11 protein-coding genes are annotated in these 18,185 nt (G+C 62.2%); 4 read left to right on the top strand and 7 right to left on the bottom strand.

What is annotated here, in order from left to right:
- Positions 1 to 43 precede the first annotated feature (43 nt).
- The 3 genes from QFZ36_RS09900 to fdhA all read left to right on the top strand — a co-directional run bounded on the left by QFZ36_RS09900 (position 44) and on the right by fdhA (position 4,898).
- Entirely contained in the window at positions 44 to 337 is a 294-nt protein-coding gene (locus QFZ36_RS09900; protein ID WP_306635989.1) for a putative quinol monooxygenase, read from the top strand.
- Between the two features lie 273 nt (positions 338 to 610).
- Complete coding sequence (locus QFZ36_RS09905; protein WP_373427078.1) at positions 611 to 3,217, top strand: GH32 C-terminal domain-containing protein; 2,607 nt, start codon at positions 611 to 613, stop codon at positions 3,215 to 3,217.
- A 463-nt stretch (positions 3,218 to 3,680) separates the two neighbouring features.
- The gene (gene fdhA, locus QFZ36_RS09910; RefSeq protein ID WP_190613821.1) at positions 3,681 to 4,898 is read left to right on the top strand and encodes a formaldehyde dehydrogenase, glutathione-independent; all 1,218 of its coding nucleotides are present in this window, start codon (positions 3,681 to 3,683) and stop codon (positions 4,896 to 4,898) included.
- Positions 4,899 to 5,459: 561 nt separating this feature from the next.
- Here the strand turns inward: fdhA and QFZ36_RS09915 are convergent.
- Positions 5,460 to 5,606 carry a hypothetical protein gene (locus tag QFZ36_RS09915; protein ID WP_306635994.1) on the bottom strand — a complete coding sequence of 49 codons (147 nt, stop codon included), beginning with the start codon at positions 5,604 to 5,606 and terminating at the stop codon, positions 5,460 to 5,462.
- A 376-nt stretch (positions 5,607 to 5,982) separates the two neighbouring features.
- Here QFZ36_RS09915 and QFZ36_RS09920 point away from each other — a divergent pair, with 376 nt between their 5' ends.
- On the top strand, positions 5,983 to 6,417 hold the full coding sequence (locus QFZ36_RS09920) for a hypothetical protein (RefSeq protein WP_306635996.1): 435 nt from the start codon (positions 5,983 to 5,985) through the stop codon (positions 6,415 to 6,417).
- 104 nt (positions 6,418 to 6,521) lie between these two features.
- Here the strand turns inward: QFZ36_RS09920 and metH are convergent, their stop codons facing one another.
- The 6 genes from metH to QFZ36_RS09950 form a co-directional block, all read right to left on the bottom strand.
- Positions 6,522 to 10,166: a methionine synthase gene (gene metH / locus QFZ36_RS09925; protein WP_306635998.1), complete on the bottom strand. Its 3,645-nt coding sequence runs from the start codon at positions 10,164 to 10,166 to the stop codon at positions 6,522 to 6,524.
- A 91-nt stretch (positions 10,167 to 10,257) separates the two neighbouring features.
- Entirely contained in the window at positions 10,258 to 10,977 is a 720-nt protein-coding gene (locus QFZ36_RS09930) for a hypothetical protein (protein WP_306636000.1), read from the bottom strand.
- Positions 10,978 to 11,697: 720 nt separating this feature from the next.
- Complete coding sequence (locus tag QFZ36_RS09935; RefSeq protein WP_306636001.1) at positions 11,698 to 12,528, bottom strand: hypothetical protein; 831 nt, start codon at positions 12,526 to 12,528, stop codon at positions 11,698 to 11,700.
- A gap of 788 nt (positions 12,529 to 13,316) precedes the next feature.
- Positions 13,317 to 15,335, bottom strand: a complete 2,019-nt coding sequence (locus QFZ36_RS09940) for an ABC transporter ATP-binding protein (RefSeq protein ID WP_306636003.1) — start codon at positions 15,333 to 15,335, stop codon at positions 13,317 to 13,319.
- Complete coding sequence (locus QFZ36_RS09945; protein ID WP_306636005.1) at positions 15,332 to 17,065, bottom strand: ABC transporter ATP-binding protein; 1,734 nt, start codon at positions 17,063 to 17,065, stop codon at positions 15,332 to 15,334. The genes QFZ36_RS09940 and QFZ36_RS09945 overlap by 4 nt, the downstream gene beginning before the upstream one ends.
- A gap of 99 nt (positions 17,066 to 17,164) precedes the next feature.
- Complete coding sequence (locus tag QFZ36_RS09950; RefSeq protein ID WP_306636007.1) at positions 17,165 to 18,079, bottom strand: nitrilase-related carbon-nitrogen hydrolase; 915 nt, start codon at positions 18,077 to 18,079, stop codon at positions 17,165 to 17,167.
- Positions 18,080 to 18,185: the final 106 nt, after the last annotated feature.

Genomic DNA, 18,185 nt, shown 5'->3' on the forward strand with positions numbered 1-18,185 from the left:
CAAGAAGAACTGCACCCTCTGCAACCAAATAAAGAGAGAGATCATGACCAAAACCTTGTATGCCGAATTCACCGTCAAAGCCGGCAGTGAGGCCCGCGTTGCCGAAATGATGGTCGAATTGACCCGGCACGTCCGCTACGAACCAGGCAACGAACTGTTTCTTCCCTACACCCGCGAAGAGAATCCCCGGGAATACTTCGTCTTCGAGGTCTACCGGGATGAAGCCGCGTTCCAAGAGCACATCACCGCAGACTACGGAGCCAGGTTCAACGAGGAATTGGCCCGCCACATCGAAGGTGACGCCTCGGAGCTGACCTGGCTCAACCCGGTCCTTTAGCCCGGCTGGAGACAGCGGCCATAGGGTAGGCGCCGCCCAGGGTTTCCCCTCAAGGACCGCCCCTTCGCACGCCTCAGCCCCCGTCCTGTGGACGCGGGGCCAGTCGTCGTTGCCTGGCCCGGCAACGTATTCAGACGCAAGAAATCAGCCACAAAATGGCCGTTGACTTGTCCGATAGACATCTTTTAGAGTCCATCGCGTTGACTGACAACGTTGTCTACTGGCTAGACACGCGCGATGAAGGGCGATACAAGCAACATGAAACAATCCACGATGCGGGGCGCGCGCAGCGTCTCTGCACTGACACTGGCCAGCCTCTCGCTCGCCACTGCATTGGCTGGTGCCATGCCCGCGTCCGCCGTCGAACTCGGCGATGAGCTGCACCGCCCGGCCATCCATTACACGCCAGAAAAGAACTGGATGAACGACCCCAACGGGCTCGTATTCCACAAGGGCGTCTACCACATGTACTACCAGCACAACCCCTCCGGGAACACCTGGGGGAACATGTCTTGGGGCCACGCCACGTCCAAGGACCTCGTCCACTGGGAAGAGCAGCCGTTGGCCATCTCCACCGATGCCCAGGAAGATGTTTTCTCCGGCAGCGTCGTCGTCGACAAAAACAACACGTCCGGACTGGGCACGGTGGAAAACCCGCCCCTGATCGCGATCTACACCAGTGCCTACAAGGAAGCGTCCCCGCACCGCGGCCTGCAGGCCCAGTCCCTGGCCTACAGTTTGGACGACGGCCAGACATGGACCAAGTACGACGGCAATCCTGTCCTGAGCCGGAACTCAGCCAATTTCCGTGACCCGAAGGTGTTCTGGTACGACAACCCGGCCGGCGGAGGCTACTGGGTCATGACCGCGGTGGAATCGCAGGAGCACAAGGTTGTCCTGTACAAGTCCGACAACCTCAAGGACTGGACCGCACTGAGCGACTTCGGGCCCGCCAACGCCACCGGCGGGCAGTGGGAGTGCCCCGACCTGTTCCCCCTGGCCGTTGACGGCGACACGAAGAACATCAAATGGGTCATGGTCGTCAACATCAACCCCGGCGGCGTCGCAGGAGGCTCCGCCGGCCAGTACTTTGTGGGCAACTTCGACGGCACCACGTTCACCTCCGAAACCACCAAACCAGCCACCGCCGCGCCGGCCGGAACAGTCCTGGCCGGATTCAACGACGGAACCTACAACGGCTGGACGGTGAACAACGAACCGGGCAACTGGAAGAATGGCCCCTTCGGCGACGCCCCGGCCGCCGGTTCCCTGCCCGGCCAGAGCCCCGTGACCGGATTCGGCGGCAGCGGGCTGATCAACTCTTTCAATGATGGGGACTGGCCCCTCGGTTCCATGCAGTCACCCACATTCACGGTGACAGATGACTACTTGAACTTCCTCGTGGGCGGAGGCAAGCACCCCCATGTCTCGGACAAGCTGGACAATAACCCGCCCGAGGGCGAGCTCAAGTTTGAGGGCTTCGAGGTTCCCGAGGGGACGACGCTGGCCGATGCCGGCTGGACCGGCACAGGAGACCTGACGCCCAATTTCCAGCCTGCCACCAGCGGTGGGGACTATTACATTGGCGCCAAACGGATCAACACCTTCGAATCCGGCACCGTACCCGGCGATGACCGCCAAGGCACCCTGACATCACCCGAGTTCCCCATCACGAAGAGTTTCATGAGCATGCTGGTCGGAGGCGGCAACCGCTCGGCGGACCCTGGACAGACCCTGGCCGTCCAGCTGCTTATTAATGGCAACGTGGTCCGCTCGCTGGCGGGCGACAATGCCGGGTTGCTGAACTGGAAAGGCTGGGACGTCTCCGAATTCGCCGGGCAAAACGCCCGGCTGCGTATCGTTGACCAAGCTACCGGCGGGTGGGGACACCTGACCCTTGACCACGTCATGCTCACCGACACTGCCGCTGTTCCCAGGTCCGATGAAGAAACGGTGAACCTGGTAGTCAACGGCAAGGTGGTACGTACGGCCACCGGCAACGACAGTGAAACCCTGGACTGGGCATCCTGGGATGTCAAGGAATTCGTTGGCCAGCAGGCACAAATCAAGGTTGTCGATAACAACCGGTTCGGCTGGGGGCACATACTCGCGGACGAATTCACAGCAAGCCCCGCCCCAGCGACGTCCCGGCTGGAGTCCTATGACTGGCTGGATTACGGACGGGACTACTACGCCGCTGTATCCTTCGGCAACATGCCGGAGGACAAGCGGATCATGCTCGGCTGGATGAATAACTGGGACTACGCCAACAACATCCCAACCAGCCCCTGGCGCAGTGCCATGGCCCTTCCCCGCGAAGTGAAACTCACCCGAACCCCTGACGGCCACCGCCTCATTCAAAGCGCCGTGACTCAAGTGGAAAAACTGGGAGGGAAAGTCAGCTACAACGATAAGAAGGGCGGCCCGATTTCCGCAGGCACGCACCCGCTGCCTGCACAGTCGGCAGGCCAGGTGCAGCAGGTGGACATCAGCTTCGCCCCCGGTACCGCAACAAAATCCGGCATCACCGTCCTTGGCGACGGACAGTCGTCCACCGTCATCGGCTACGATGCCACGACCCGCAAGATGTTCGTTGACCGCACGAAATCCGGCAACACCGCATTCCACCCGGCCTTTGCATCCATCGAGGACGCCGCCGTCACGCTGGACAAGAACGGCAACGTCACCATGCGTATCTACCTCGACCGCTCCTCCGTGGAGGTGTTCGCCCAGAACGGCCTGAAGACCATTACCGATCAGGTATTCCCCAACCCGGGAGCCGACAAGATGGCCCTCTTCGCCGAAGGCGGTACCGCCCAGCTCAAATCACTCACCGTGACACCGCTGGAAGAGGCAATGTTCCTCCCCGAAAAGAACTAACACACCCACGAAAAGACAGGCTAACCTGCGAGCTGGAGCTGAAGGGACTGGGTTCGGTGATACACCGGGCCCAGTCCCTTCAGCTTTTCCCTTCGAATCAATGATCCATCCATTCCGCATGGTTATCTTCAAAATCTTGCGCTTTTGTTGCAGCTCTTGTGACCCTAGTCTCATCATTACAAGCTCTTCGTCCATCAAATCCATACTTGTCCGATTAAGCGCCGGGCAGGCAGCATCGGGATGCTGTTCCACTGGAACGGCATCCCCTGACAGCCTTCGCCCATGGGAAGGAGAGCTGTCCCGTGCCCGTGAAGGGTGCTTCGGTGGCCTGAAACCTGGGGAGGTATCCTCATCGAAGCATCCTTCACGGGCCATGGGGCAGCGCCTGCAACTTTGCCGGACCAGTGCCAGGCCGTCCGAATGGAAGGCCTGGCACCAAATACCCCTACCAAAAGGAGTGTCCATGTCAGGAAACAGAGCCGTCGCCTACAAAGAACCCGGCGTCGTCGAAATCATCAACACCGACTACCCGACGTTCGAACTCAAAGATGGGCCCGGCGTCAACCCCGCCAATGTGGGCCGAAAAGTACCCCACGGCGCGATCCTGCGCACGGTGACCACCAACATCTGCGGCTCGGACCAGCACATGGTTAGGGGCCGGACCACTGCCCCTAAGGACCTCGTCCTTGGCCATGAAATCACCGGCGAAGTGGTGGAGGTCGGTCCGGACGTGGAGTTCATCAAGGTGGGAGACATTGTCTCTGTACCTTTCAACATCTCCTGCGGCCGTTGCCGGAACTGCAAGGAGCGCAAGACGGGCATCTGCCTGAACGTCAACCCTGACCGCCCGGGCAGCGCCTATGGTTATGTGGATATGGGCGGCTGGGTGGGCGGCCAAGCCGAATACGTGCTGGTCCCCTACGCTGACTGGAACTTGCTCAGGTTCCCGGATCGCGACCAGGCGCTGGAAAAGATCATGGACCTGACCATGCTGTCCGATATCTTCCCCACAGGCTTTCACGGCGCCGTCACCGCCGGAGTGGGCGTCGGATCCACCGTCTACATTGCCGGTGCCGGCCCGGTGGGCCTCGCGGCCGCCGTCGGCGCGCAGCTGCTCGGTGCAGCCGTCGTGATTGTCGGCGACATGAACGAAGACCGCCTGGCTCAGGCCCGCTCCTTCGGCTGCGAAACGGTGAACGTCACCAAGGGCGATCCGAAGGACCAGATCGAGCAAATCCTTGGCGTCCCGGAAGTGGATTGCGGCGTCGACGCCGTAGGGTTCGAAGCCCGTGGTCACGGGAAGGACGCTTCCCACGAGGCTCCCGCCACCGTGCTGAACTCGCTCATGGACATCACCGCTGCAGGCGGGGCTCTTGGCATTCCCGGCCTGTATGTCACCGGCGACCCTGGTGGAATTGACGAAGCAGCAAAGCACGGCTCCCTGTCACTGTCCCTGGGCACCGGATGGGCAAAGTCCCTGTCGTTTACCACTGGACAGTGCCCCGTCATGTCGTACAACCGCCAGCTGATGATGGCGATCCTGCACGACAAGGTCCAGATCGCCAAGGCAGTAAACGCCACAGCGATCCCACTTGAGGATGCACCGCGCGGTTACGCCGAATTTGACGCCGGTTCGGCAACGAAATTCGTGCTGAATCCGAACGGATACGTCAAGGCGTAGAACCCCACTCGGTGGGGCCGGAGATTGCGAAGCACACACCACCTGTGCAGGCCTCGCGGTCCGGCCCCACAGTCACACCCCGGCTGTAGACCGGGACAGTAAGTAGCCGTTCACCGTAAGTAGCAATCCGCGCCGGTGGCACGGGCCTTCCTGGCCCGTGCCACCGGCGCGCATCCACTCTCCCTGCATCAGCAAAGGCAAATCACATGACCCATCGCAACGACCAAGAATCAATTCTCCGCCTTAACAGCAACGGAAAGGAGCATGTTGACATCCGGCTCGAATCATCGAGTCCAGTGACCGTTCGGCTGCACCTGGATGGTGGCTGCAATTGCCAGCATGGCACTGAAAACCGCCCGGGTTCGTATGTCGACAGCGACCTCGGCGTCCGCTGACAGTGGCTGCCCCGGCCTTCCGGCATGAGCCCTAAGGCCGGGACCACATTCAAACAGGCATCTCAGGAACCTTCGCTGCACAGATGATCGTGAGTGTCATGCCCAGCTACAGCCCAACCTGCAGGTGCCGGTCGCGGCGCTGGCGCGGGAACTCGAAGGCAGCCGGTCAGTCTCGGCCGGACCGCTGAACGACGGCGGGCTGGGACACCCTGCGTGCCGTCACCACGATCATTGGCATCGCTGTGGTGGGGCGGGCGATTCTCGCCGCGTTCCGGCGGGTGAAGCCCGTCTCCAGCGTGGGCGGAAGCGTCAACGGACACTCCGCCCACGCTCAATCCACTCAGGCCAGGGACCGGCGGCAACTCAAGGTCTGAGGACATCCAAAACCCGGTGAATCCGAGGGCTCCCCGGCCGGAAATCGGTGCGTATTTGAAGCGAATAATTGCGCCCGGCTCCTCCCCCGGCCTACGCCCATCAGGTAATTGCCTCCGCGGGATTCGGGTACCTGGTACGCGGGTGCCCGTTAGCCCGCGGCCGTACCGTGGACAGCGGGGCCGGCGGCGAAGGTGTACGGCTGAGACCACGTGCATCTCCCCCAGCCGCCGCCGGCCCCACCCGGGTGAGAGGCCTCGCTGCGGTCCCTAGGCGTGGAGGCGCAGTGGCAAGACAATTGAAGGAGAACGGCCAGGATGACCCCTCGCGAAGCACCAGCCCACGGGCCGACGCAGTACGAAGCTGGTTGGCGGTTGAAACCGCGCCCATGGCCTGTTGGCCCCAGTGAGAGCTACGGAAAAGTGGACTTTGATGACGGCGTGGGAAAAGCCATCCTCACCCTCTTCGTTCAGCGCGCGCCCGAAGAAGGTTACGTCCTCCACATCGAGCACCTGGCCGCACCGCTGCGGGTAGCTGGTACGCTCCTTCGCCTGAGCCCGGCTCCACATGTGGACAGGGAGGCCCCAGACTTCCGCCGGATCACCGCTGCACATACGGCCGCAGCCAAGGCCACGGCTGAGCTGGACGCGGCCGTCAGCGCGGCCCGCGCGAAGGGAGACTCCTGGGAGGTTATCGGTACCGCCCTCGGCACGTCCGCTCGAACTGCCCGGCAGCGGTTCGGACACCTCTGAGACGACCGCGAAGTGTGCGGTTGACGAGGTGACGAACGTGCGTCACCGGCGCGGGCGGGCAAGCCGCGAAGGCCCACTCCACCCGGCCAGGGACCGGCTTCAACTTACACCTTGAAGTACTTCGCCTCCGGGTGGTGGAACACGAAGGCGTCGGTGGACTGTTCGGGGTGTAGCATCAGCTCGTCGCTGAGGACCACGCCCATGCGCTCGGGCTTCAGCAGTTCCGTCACCTTGCGGCGGTCCTCCATGTCCGGGCACGCGGGGTAGCCGAGCGAGAACCGCGCACCGCGGTAGTCGAGCTTGAAATACCCTGCCGTGTCTTTGGGCTCCTCGGCCGCGAAGCCCAGCTCCTTGCGAATGCGTGCGTGCCAGAACTCTGCCAGCGCCTCGGTGAGCTGCATGACCAGGCCGTTGAGTTCGTAGTAGTCGCGGTACTGGTTGGCGGCGAACATCTTGGAAGTGAACTCTTCGATCTTCGAGCCGGCGGTGACCAGCTGGACCGGGAGCACGTCGATCTGCCCGGATTCGCGCGGGCGCACGAAGTCGGCCAGGCACAAGTGCCGGTCGCGGCGCTGGCGCGGGAAGTCGAACCGCAGCCTATCGGTGCCGATCGGGCCGCCTGAACCGCCGTCGGGGGCGAGCAGTCCCACGGTGCCGAGGACGCCGTCGCGATCCTCCCCGTGGTGCAGCACCACTACCTGTTCCCCCTCGGAAACCACCGGGAAGTAGCCGTAGGCGACGGACGCGTCCAGCATGCCCTCGCCGAGGATGCGGTCCAGCCAGTACCGCAGGCGCGGCCGGCCTTCGCGTTCCACCAGTTCCTCGTAGGAGGCGCCGTCCTCGCCGCGGCCGGGCTTGAGCCCCCACTGCCCCATGAACGTGGCGCGCTCATCGAGGAAGGCCGAGTAGTCGTGAAGCGAGACGCCGCGGACGATGCGCGTGCCCCAGAACGGCGGCGCGGGCACGAGGTTGTCGGAGACGACGTCGGAACGACCGGGCATCGCTTCCGGCTCGGTCACGGTGAACTTCGCGCCGCCCTTGTGGATGCGCTTCTTCAGCGGCGGCAGGCCGACGTCGTCCGGGGACGCGCCGCGGGCCACCTTCACCAGCGGCTCCATCAGGGCAAGGCCTTCGAAGGCGTCCTTGGCGTACCTGACCACGCCGTCAAACTGCTCCGCCAGGTCCTGCTCCACGTAGGCGCGGGTCAGGGCTGCGCCGCCGAGGATGACCGGCCACTTCTTCGCCAGGCCGCGGGACTGCAGTTCCGCGAGGTTTTCCTTCATCACCACGGTGGATTTCACGAGCAGCCCAGACATGCCGATCACGTCGGCGTTGTGCTCCTCGGCCGCTGCCATGATCTCGGCGATGCCCTGCTTGATGCCGATGTTGATGACTTTGTAGCCGTTGTTGGTGAGGATGATGTCCACCAGGTTCTTGCCGATGTCATGCACGTCGCCGCGCACGGTGGCGATAACCATGGTGCCCTTGCCCGAGGAATCCGACTTCTCCATGTGCGGCTCGAGCAGGGCTACGGCGTTCTTCATCACCTCGGCGGACTGGAGAACGAACGGCAGCTGCATCTCGCCGGCACCGAAGCGCTCGCCCACCACCTTCATGCCTTCGAGCAGGTGGTCGTTGATGATGCCGAGCGGGGTCATGCCCTCACTGCGCGCCAGGTCGAGGTCCTCTTCCAGGCCCTTGCCCTCGCCGTCGATGATGCGCCGCTCCAGGCGCTGGCCGGTTGGCAGCGCGGCGAGTTCAGCGGCGCGCTGGTCCTTGAGTGCTGCGGTGTCGACGCCGGCGAACAGGTCCAGCATGATGGCCAGGGGGTCGTAGGTGGTGTTGCCGTCGGCGTCGTATTCGCGGCGGTCATAGACGAGGTCCAGGGCCACTTTGCGCTGATCTTCCGGCAGGGAGGCGAGCGGGACGATCTTGGCGGCGTCGATGATGCCGCTGGTCAAGCCTGCCTGCACGGCCTCGTGCAGGAACACCGAGTTCAGCACCATACGCGCCGCAGGGTTGAGGCCGAAGGACACGTTCGAGACGCCGAGCGTGGTGTTGATGCCGGGGTACTTGGTGGTGATCTGGCGGATGGCCTCGATGGTTTCGATGCCGTCGCGGCGGGTTTCTTCCTGGCCGGTGGCGACGGGGAAGGTCAGGGCGTCGACGATGATGTCCTCGACGCGCATCCCCCATTCGCCCACCAGGGCGTCGACGAGGCGGGAGGCGATGGCCACCTTGCCTTCGGTGGTCCGGGCCTGGCCCTGTTCGTCGATGGTCAGGGCGATCACGGCAGTGCCGTGTTCCTTCACCAGCGGCATGATGCGCGCGAAGCGGCTGTCCGGGCCGTCGCCGTCCTCATAGTTGACGGAGTTGACCACCGGGCGGCCGCCGATGAGTTCGAGCCCGGCCTGCAGCACGGGCGGTTCCGTTGAGTCGATGACCAGCGGGAGGGTGGAAGCCGAGGCGAAACGTGAGACGACCTCCTTGATGTCGGCCACGCCGTCGCGCCCCACATAGTCGATGCAGACGTCCAGCAGGTGCGCGCCGACGCGGACCTGCTCGCGGGCAATATCCACGCAGTCGTCCCAGCGTTCTTCCAGCATCGCCTGGCGGAACGCCTTCGAACCGTTCGCGTTGGTGCGCTCACCGATAGCGAGGTAGGCGGATTCCTGGTCGAAATTCACGTGATGGTAGAGGGAGGCAATGCCGGCTTCGCGCTCGGCGGGGACGCGGGCGGCGCCGTTACCGTTGCTGGCTGCCGCGGCTTTGGTGCGGAAGGGGGCAAGACGTTCGACGACGGCGGCCATGTGCTCCGGCGTCGTACCGCAGCAGCCGCCCACCAGGCCCAGGCCGAATTCGCGCACGAACTGCTCGTGCGCGGTGGCGAGTTCGGTGGGTGAGAGCGGGTAATGCGCGCCGTTGGCGCCCAGGACGGGCAGGCCGGCGTTGGGCATGCAGGCGATGGCGACGGAGGACTGCTTGGAGAGGTGGCGGAGGTGCTCGCTCATCTCGTCCGGGCCGGTGGCGCAGTTCAGGCCGATGGCGTCGACGCCGAGCGGCTCGAGTGCGGTGAGTGCGGCGCCTATTTCGGATCCCATCAGCATGGTTCCGGTGGTCTCGACGGTTACTTCGACGAAGATGGGGAGCCGGATGCCGCGGGACACGATGGCCTGCTTGCAGCCGTTGACCGCGGCTTTGGTCTGCAGGAGGTCCTGGCTGGTCTCGATGAGGAAGGCGTCCGCTCCCCCGTCGATGAGACCCTCGGCCTGCAGGGCGAAGGTCTGCTTGAGGTAGTCGTAGCTGGTGTGGCCGAGGCTGGGGAGTTTGGTGCCCGGCCCCATTGAGCCGAGGACCCAGCGCATCCGTCCGTCTGTTTCTTCTGCCGCTTCTGCGCGTTCGCGGGCGATTTTCGCACCCTTGCGGGCGAGCTCTTCGATGCGGTCGTCGATGCCGTAGTCGGAGAGGTTGGACCAGTTGGCACCGAAGGTGTTGGTTTCGACGGCGTCGATGCCCGTGGCGAAGTACGCGTCATGGATGTCCGCGAGGACATCCGGGCGCGTGTCATTGAGGATCTCGTTGCAGCCCTCCAGCCCTAGGAAGTCATCCTCGAGCGACAGTTCCCGGCCCTGCAGCATGGTGCCCATCGCGCCGTCGGCGATGACGACCCGGTGGTTCACCGCGTCCAGGAGTTCCTGTGAACGGACGGGACGGGCGACGGAGTCTATATCAAGAGCAAAACGAGGCATCTAAACAGGTTACGGGCGACACGCCGAAACATTGCTTCGTATGTCCGTGTACTACGACGGGGCTGGTTCTGGCTAGAGCCGGGCCCTGCAGTTACTCTCGTTTGGTTGCGAGAATTTCGAGTATCAGTTGCAGCCGTGTTTTCGCTCTTACACTAGACCCACCCGCGACAACCCACTCCTCAAGCCGATCCGCTTCCAGGGCTGCCTCAGCGTCTTTAAGTTCTAGAGCAGCCTTCTCGGCATCTTTGCGAATCTTCCTGTAAACAGATTCACGAATAAACGCCCCGGGCACCCAGCTGGGAAGAATCCAACGACCATCACCTCCTAGTCTCAACAACCCGAGCAAGGGCAAGAGCGTTGGCAAGCCTAGAAGTACAACTTGGTGCAGGATCGCATCGTGCCGGTCCATTGCGGCTATTACGAAACCCGATGGCACCAGAATCATTAGCAACCCAATAGGGGCAGCGATACGGGAAAACAAACTGCGCTTGTGCCACTGCACACCTGCATAGCGCACCAAGGGCAAAAGAAGTGCGGTGATAACCAGACTGCCTAAGATATAGACTGGCGCATTCTCCAACCTCGCAGTCGTCAGGACGACGTCCATAATCCCTGCAACTGCCCCTAGCGCAAGTGCCTGCCAAAGACATTTTAGAGTACGGCGCCATCGGGAAAGTATAAATTTAGGATAGGGCTTCAGCTTGTTGTAATGCTGGCTCACATGCCTAGCCTCAATCACCCGAATCGTCGGGTTCTTGAATTCGACTAGCACTATTCGCCGGGCGGCGTCGGCGGCAACCAATGAGTTCATGGCTGCTAAGAGAACGACCACGAGAAGGTAACTGAGAGATTCCGCTCAACACCGTCAAGAAGTACCGCTACCAAAGAGGACAGGGCCAGGGTGCAACTTGCTGCTGTACCCCCAACAGCAAGGTATGCGATGAGCATCCGATGGTTGTAGTCCGCCATAGTGGCTGCTCGAGACGAAGTGCTACTTTGTGCCATCACCTGAAGGGCAATAGTCCCAGCGGCAACGGCAGCCAATGCAGCTAGGACATCAGATTCCTTGAGATCCATCGGAACGAACGGCCGTGCGTAATCGCCCTCGGTCCAGTACAACAGAAGTTCAACGGCAACCATGTACGTGGCCAAGAACGATCCCAGGCCAATTATGGACCAAAAAGACATTCTCGGCACGACATCTCGATCCTCAACGGATCTCCTGGTTACTGATTCCCTCACCACATTTACCAAATCGCCTTCCCCAATATGCAGTCGTTTTCACGTCTGAATATAAGCACACAAGGGAAAGCCGTTGATGTGTGTCAACGTCAACCCGTCCAAGGACCAAGGCTTTGTCACCCTCCTGCGAGACGGCCTACCGGGCAGATGGCTCAATGGAGCTGCTTTTAGGTCCCCGGATACTTTGCTCAAGTGCGTCGAAGATCGGGAGGGCATGCTCATAGTCTGTGATACCACGACCGCTGCGGATGAACCTGCACAGGCTGCGGTACATCCACCTGCCGTTGCTTCATGCTTGTTTGGCGTCGTTCGCATGTTCCACGAGCTTCGCAAACTCCTCACTACGCCCTAGGAGGGCCGCCATCTCATTTTCAACCTTGTATAGCTCAAGCGTGTCCTGTTTAGATCGATTATCAAGAGCCCTTAGGGTTTCGGCGTAGATCTGCAGCTTTTTGTACTGGTTCTGCAGTCCGGCACTTGCTCCCGTTCGTTCCGGCCGCTGCACCTGAGAAGCGCCCACTAGGGTCGCTTCAATTCTGGAAAGCCGGTCTAAGACCTGCTCTAACACGTCGGCTACGGCGTCGGCACTGTCAGAAGTATCCGCCCTGATCTGGCTGAACATTTCAAAACTGGTTAGAGGGGTTACGAGGTCTTGGGTGTTACTAATGGCATATTCTGCGTACTCGCGGAGTTGCTTCACCGCTTCCTCAACAGAGGCAAGGTCGGTGATATCGTAAAAAATAGTTCTCTGATCGACGATGTCGAATGGCACCGTTTCACCTTTACTGATCAAATGAACTACCGGTTTTCGCCAGCCGTGAGCAATAGCTAACTCATAAAAAACGTTCGGATTGTGTCCCGTCAGATCCGCTACAACAAGATCCGCTTCATACAGCTTTCTAATAACGTGCTGGCCAATGGAGTCCGGGCTTTTGCCTTCATCAGCACGATGAACCTCCCACTCATCACCCTTCAAGGCCTCCCGAAATATGTACTTCAAGGCGTACATTGCCTTTCGATAGACCTCTGAACCTGGAACTCCGATCGGCGAAACTATGAATACCGATTTGCGTACCGGCTGAACCTTCTCAGGGTTCGTTACTCGGGCGTAATTGGGCATGGTCCGATGTTACGGCAACTCCAAAGCTTGTTTGACTATAGGTCCCACATTGCCCCGCACCACCTTGCGGAACCGCGCGTGACAGTATCTCCGCTCAGGAGCAGCATGCCACCGCTGATAGCGCATGCTTCAGTGCTAAAGCGACTAAGATCCCTGGCTTCGCCCCTCCAGAGTGGGCCTAGCAAATTGCCGGGCACTGGACAGTTCCAATTTCGCCGGGAAACCACAAGGAGGGGAAAGGCGGTCTCCCCTCCTTGTGCCTCGTTGGCTCAGGGTGGCCAGTGGGCTGCCATTACCCCAGCGCCGCACGTCCATATAGTTTCCAACATGTAGTGGTAGTAACTTCTAGACTTGACCTCTATGGCTTGAACTTGCCTGTGCTCACCTCTCGGCATACACCACCTCTTTCCTGACCGACGCTCCGCCCACATTCCGAATCCGAAGAATCTTTCACTGAGCAGACGTACGACCGCTAGGAGGAGCAACCCAACGAGGACACCCGTGATGACGCCCCAAGATCCGAGTCCTGGGACCACTGGCACCCTCAACCAACGATGTATTGAATATATAAGAATGCGAAAAGTCATCAAAATTGATAACTAGTTGCTTCCTGACGAACTGAAACCCCCTTTATCAAGTCAAATCGCAGGAACCCGCCCTTCGGCTTTCGCTAGTAATTAAGCTGCACTCCACTGGCATCACCCCCGCAACAACAGCTTGCGTTTCCGATAGGGGTCCATCCAACGGAGATAAGCAATGCCTGAAACAGCTGCGCCTAATCCGTACCCCTAAACCTCCGCCACAGGAGCTGCGAACTGGGCCTCATACAGCCGCGCGTACGCACCGCCCGCAGCCAGCAGCGAGGCGTGCGTGCCCTGCTCCACGATCTGGCCAGCCTCCATCACCAGGATGAGGTCGGCGTCGCGGATGGTGGACAGACGGTGCGCGATCACGAACGAAGTCCGGTCCGACCGCAGGGCACTCATCGCCTTCTGCACCAGCACCTCAGTCCGGGTGTCCACGGAAGAGGTCGCCTCGTCGAGAATCAGCACAGACGGCCGCGCCAGGAACGCCCGCGCAATCGTTAGCAGCTGCTTCTCCCCCGCGGACACATTGGAGCCCTCGTCATCCAGCACGGTGTCGTACCCCTCAGGCAAGGACCGCACGAACCGGTCCACATACGTCGCCTGGGCCGCCTCGAGGATCTCGGATTCAGTAGCCCCAGTCCGCCCATACGCGATGTTGTCCCGGATGGTCCCGCCGAAAAGCCACGTATCCTGCAGCACCATCCCCAGCCGCGAGCGCAGCTCGCGCCGGGGCACCGAGGTGACGTCCACCCCGTCGAGCGTTATCCGCCCCGCATCCAGTTCGTAGAACCGCATCATCAGGTTCACCAGCGTGGTCTTGCCCGCACCCGTCGGGCCCACAATCGCCACCGTCTGCCCCGGCTCCGCCACCAGAGAAAGCCCACTAATGAGCGGCTTGTCCGGCGAATACGAGAAGGAAACGTCCTCGAACACCAGCCGCCCCCGCCCAAAAACCGGCGAAGCAGAAGCAGCAGGCTCAGCAGACTCCTCCGCCTCGTCCAACAACGAGAACACCCGCTCCGCCGAGGCCACCCCGGACTGCAGCAGGTTCGCCATGGACCCCAGCTGCGCCAGCGGCATGGTGAACTGCCGCGAGTACTGGATGAACGCCTGCACGTCGCCCAGCTGCATCGCCCCGGACGCCACCTGCAGGCCGCCCACCACGGCGATTCCCACGTACACCAGGTTCCCGATAAACGTCATGGCCGGCATGATCAGCCCGGAAATGAACTGCGCCCCGAAGCTCGCCTCATACAGCTCCACGTTCTTCTGCCGGAACCGCTCCCCCACCTCCTGCTGCCGGCCGAACACCTTCACCAGCGCATGCCCGGTGTACGTCTCCTCGATCTGCCCGTTCAGCTCCCCCGTATGCTTCCACTGCGCCACGAACAGCTTCTGCGAGCGCTTGGCAATCAGCGCGGTGATCCCCAGCGTCAGCGGAATGGTCACCAGCGCAATCAGCGCCAGCGTGGGCGAGAGGATCACCATCATCACCAGCACGCCCACCACGGACAGCACCGACGTGACCGCCTGGCTGATGCTCTGCTGCAGGCTTTGCGAGATGTTGTCCACGTCGTTGGTGACCCGGCTCAGCAGCTCACCGCGCTGGATCGAGTCGAAATACCGCAGCGGCAGCCGGTGGATCTTCGCCTCGATCTCCTCGCGCAGCCCGGACACCGTCCGCTGCACCACCCCGTTCAGCACATACGCCTGCACCCACATAAACCCCGACGCCAGCACATACAGCACCAGCGCCCACATCAGCACACTGCCCAGCGCGGCGAAGTCGATCCCCTGCCCCGGCGTCAGCGCCATCGGCGTCAGCATGTCCGCCTTCTGGTTCTCCCCCGCGGCCCGCAGCTGCGCGATCAGCTGCTCCTTGCTCACCCCCGCGGGCAGCTGCCTGGACACCACCCCGGAGAAGATCAGGTTGGTGCCCTCCCCCAGCAGCCGCGGCCCGATCACCTGCAGCGCCACGCTGGCCACCGCCGTGGCGAGCACCAGCATCAGCCATGCCCGTTCCGGCCGCAGTTTGCCCAGCAGCCGCTTGGCCGACGGCCCGAAGTTCATCGCCTTCTCCACCGGGACATTCATCCCTGCAAAGGGCCCGCCGCGCCCCGGCCCGCCTGCCGGACGCGGAATGCGTACGACGTCGGCACTTGCAGTTTTGGAGGCGGGTGCAGCCTTGGTGCCGGCTTCGGAGGTGGGTTCCGGGCTCATACCGTCTCCTCCGCTGCCAGCTGTGAGGACACAATCTCGCGGTACGTCTCCGACGTCTCCAGCAGCTCACGGTGCGTTCCGCGCCCCACGATCCTGCCGTCGTCGAGCACTAGAATCTGGTCCGCATCCATGATGCTGGAGACGCGCTGGCCGATGATCACCTGCGTGGCCCCGGCGGTGCTGCGCTTGAGCGCCTGCCGCAAGCGGGCATCGGTGCCGGTGTCCAGGGACGAGAACGAGTCGTCAAAGATGTATAGCTCAGGCTGTTTCACCAGCGCCCGGGCGATGGCCAGCCGCTGCCGCTGCCCGCCGGACACGTTCGTGCCGCCCTGGGAGATGGGTGCATCCAGCCCGCCCTCCATTTCCTCCACGAAGTCCCGGGCCTGGGCGATCTCCAGCGCCTCCCAGCACTCGTCGTCGGTGGCATCCGGCTTGCCGTACTGCAGGTTGCTGCGGACGGTCCCGCTGAACAGGTACGGGCGCTGCGGGACCAAACCGATGTGCCCCCAGAGCAGGTCCGGGTGCAGCTCCCGCACGTCCACTCCGTCGATCCGGACCGAGCCGGTGGTGGCGTCGAACAGCCGGGGCATGAGGTTCACCAGGGTGGTCTTGCCGGCGCCGGTGCTGCCGATGATCGCCGTCGTCTGCCCCGCCCTGGCGGTGAAGCTGATCCCGGAGAGGACCGGCTGGTCGGCACCCGGGTAGGCGAATCCGGCGTCGGCCATCTCCAGCTCGCCGCGCCGCACGCTGCTGCTCAGGGGCTTCCCCGGCAGCCGCACGCTCGACTCCGTCCCCAGCACCTCCCCGATCCGGTCCGCGGAGACGGAGGCACGCGGGATCATCACGGCCATGAAGGTGGCCATCATGACGGACATCAGGATCTGCATGAGGTAGCTCAGGAACGCTATCAGGGTGCCCACCTGCATGGACCCGTCCTCAATCCGGAACGAGCCGAACCAGATCACCGCCACGCTGGATACGTTCAGCACCAGCATCACCACGGGGAACGCGAGCGCCATCAGCCGGCCGGCCCGCAGCGCGGTGTCCGTGACATCCTCGTTGGCCTGGGCGAAGCGCGCGCTCTCGATGTCCTCGCGGACGAACGCGCGGACCACCCGGATGCCGGTGAGCTGCTCGCGGAGGACCCGGTTCACCGTGTCGATCCGCTTCTGCATCTTCCGGAACAGCGGCACCATCCGGATGATGATGAGTCCCACGCTAATGAGCAGCACGGGCACGGCGACGGCGATCAGCCAAGACAGCTGCACATCCTGCTGGATGGCCATGATCACCCCGCCGATGGCCAGCATGGGCGCGGCCACCATCATGGTGGCGCCCATCAGCACCAGCTGCTGGACCTGCTGGACGTCATTCGTGGACCGGGTGATCAGGCTGGGCGCGCCGAACTTGGTGACTTCCTGCTCCGAGAACTCCCCCACCCTGGCGAAGATGGCACCCCGAAGGTCCCGGCCGGTGCCCATGGCCGCCTTCGCCCCGAAGTACACGGCGATCACGGCGCAGGCGATCTGCAGCAGCGTGATCCCCAGCATCAGGCCCCCGAGGTTGAGGATGACACCGGTATCCCCCTTGGCCACGCCCTCATCGATGATGTCCGCGTTCAGCGTGGGCAGGTACAGCGACGCGATGGACTGCGCCAGCTGGAAAATGACGACGGCGATCAGCAGCTGCCGGTGCGGCCGCAGGTATTCAACAAGGAGTTTCCAGAGCAATGCCGGCTCCAACCTGACAGTGTCCACAAGAGGTGGTGCGAAGGTCAGTTTACGTCCGGAGGCTGGGAAATGGGCGGGCGAACTCGTGGGGCTACACTACTAAGCGCCCGGCCGCGTGATGCTTGTGTAGTGCTCCGGGCGTCGATGTTGAGAGAAGTTGAACACGTCTCGCCGATACCGAATTACCATGTCGAGGTCAATTTCGGCTGTCACAATTTCATCATCGAGTGTTCTGGCGACAGCGACAATTTCCCCGGACGGAGCGATGATGGCGCTGCCACCTATCTGGCTCACCCCTTCCTCAGTTCCCGCTTTGGCCGTTCCGATGACCCACATCGAGTTTTGGTAGGCTCCGGCCTGCATGGACAGATGGTTGTGAAAATCGGTCAGGTTGTCACTTTCCGGAAGATGAGGGTTGGATGCAGGCGTGTTGTAGCCCAAGCAGACAACTTCAGCGCCGGCCAGGGCCAGCACCCGGTACGTTTCCGCCCACCGCCGGTCATTGCAAATAGCGAGCCCAATTCTGGTATTGCGCCACGCTTGCACTCCAAACCCGAGGTCACCAACCTCGAAGTATTTCTTTTCCAGGTTTTGGAAAGGGGTTCCTGGCTGAAAGTCACGAAACCCCGGCAGATGAACTTTGCGGTAGCGATGGATCACGCGGCCATTCTCGTCCACGAACGCTGCAGTGTTGAACTGCCGCTCATCCCTGGTTCGTTCTGCATAGCCCAAAACGAATGCAACTCCCAGTGTGCGGGCAGCGTCAAACAACGCCTGCGTGCCGGTTCCGGGGATATCCTCCTCGAAATAGCTGCGAAGTTCCACTTCATCCTTGACAAGCCAGTGCGGAAAAAAGGGAGTCAAAGCAGCTTCCGGAAAAACCACCAGCTCCGCCCCTTCCGCTGCGGCTGCTTCAAGGAGCCGGATAAGGCGGGCCAAGGTCTCCGCTCGCGTCGCCGAACGCGGTACTGGCCCCAGCTGGGCGGCTGAAACGGTCAAAGTCCGGGTACTCATCAGCGGCTTTCAGAAGTAGGGGAGCCTGCCGGTATCGGCTGGCGGAAAGGGCTGCTTCCGCACCTGGATCCGCCGGTGCGCAGAAGCCCCAGTATAGAGAGAGATT

Source organism: Pseudarthrobacter siccitolerans (genome assembly GCF_030823375.1).
Classification (GTDB): Bacteria; Actinomycetota; Actinomycetes; order Actinomycetales; family Micrococcaceae; genus Arthrobacter; species Arthrobacter siccitolerans_A.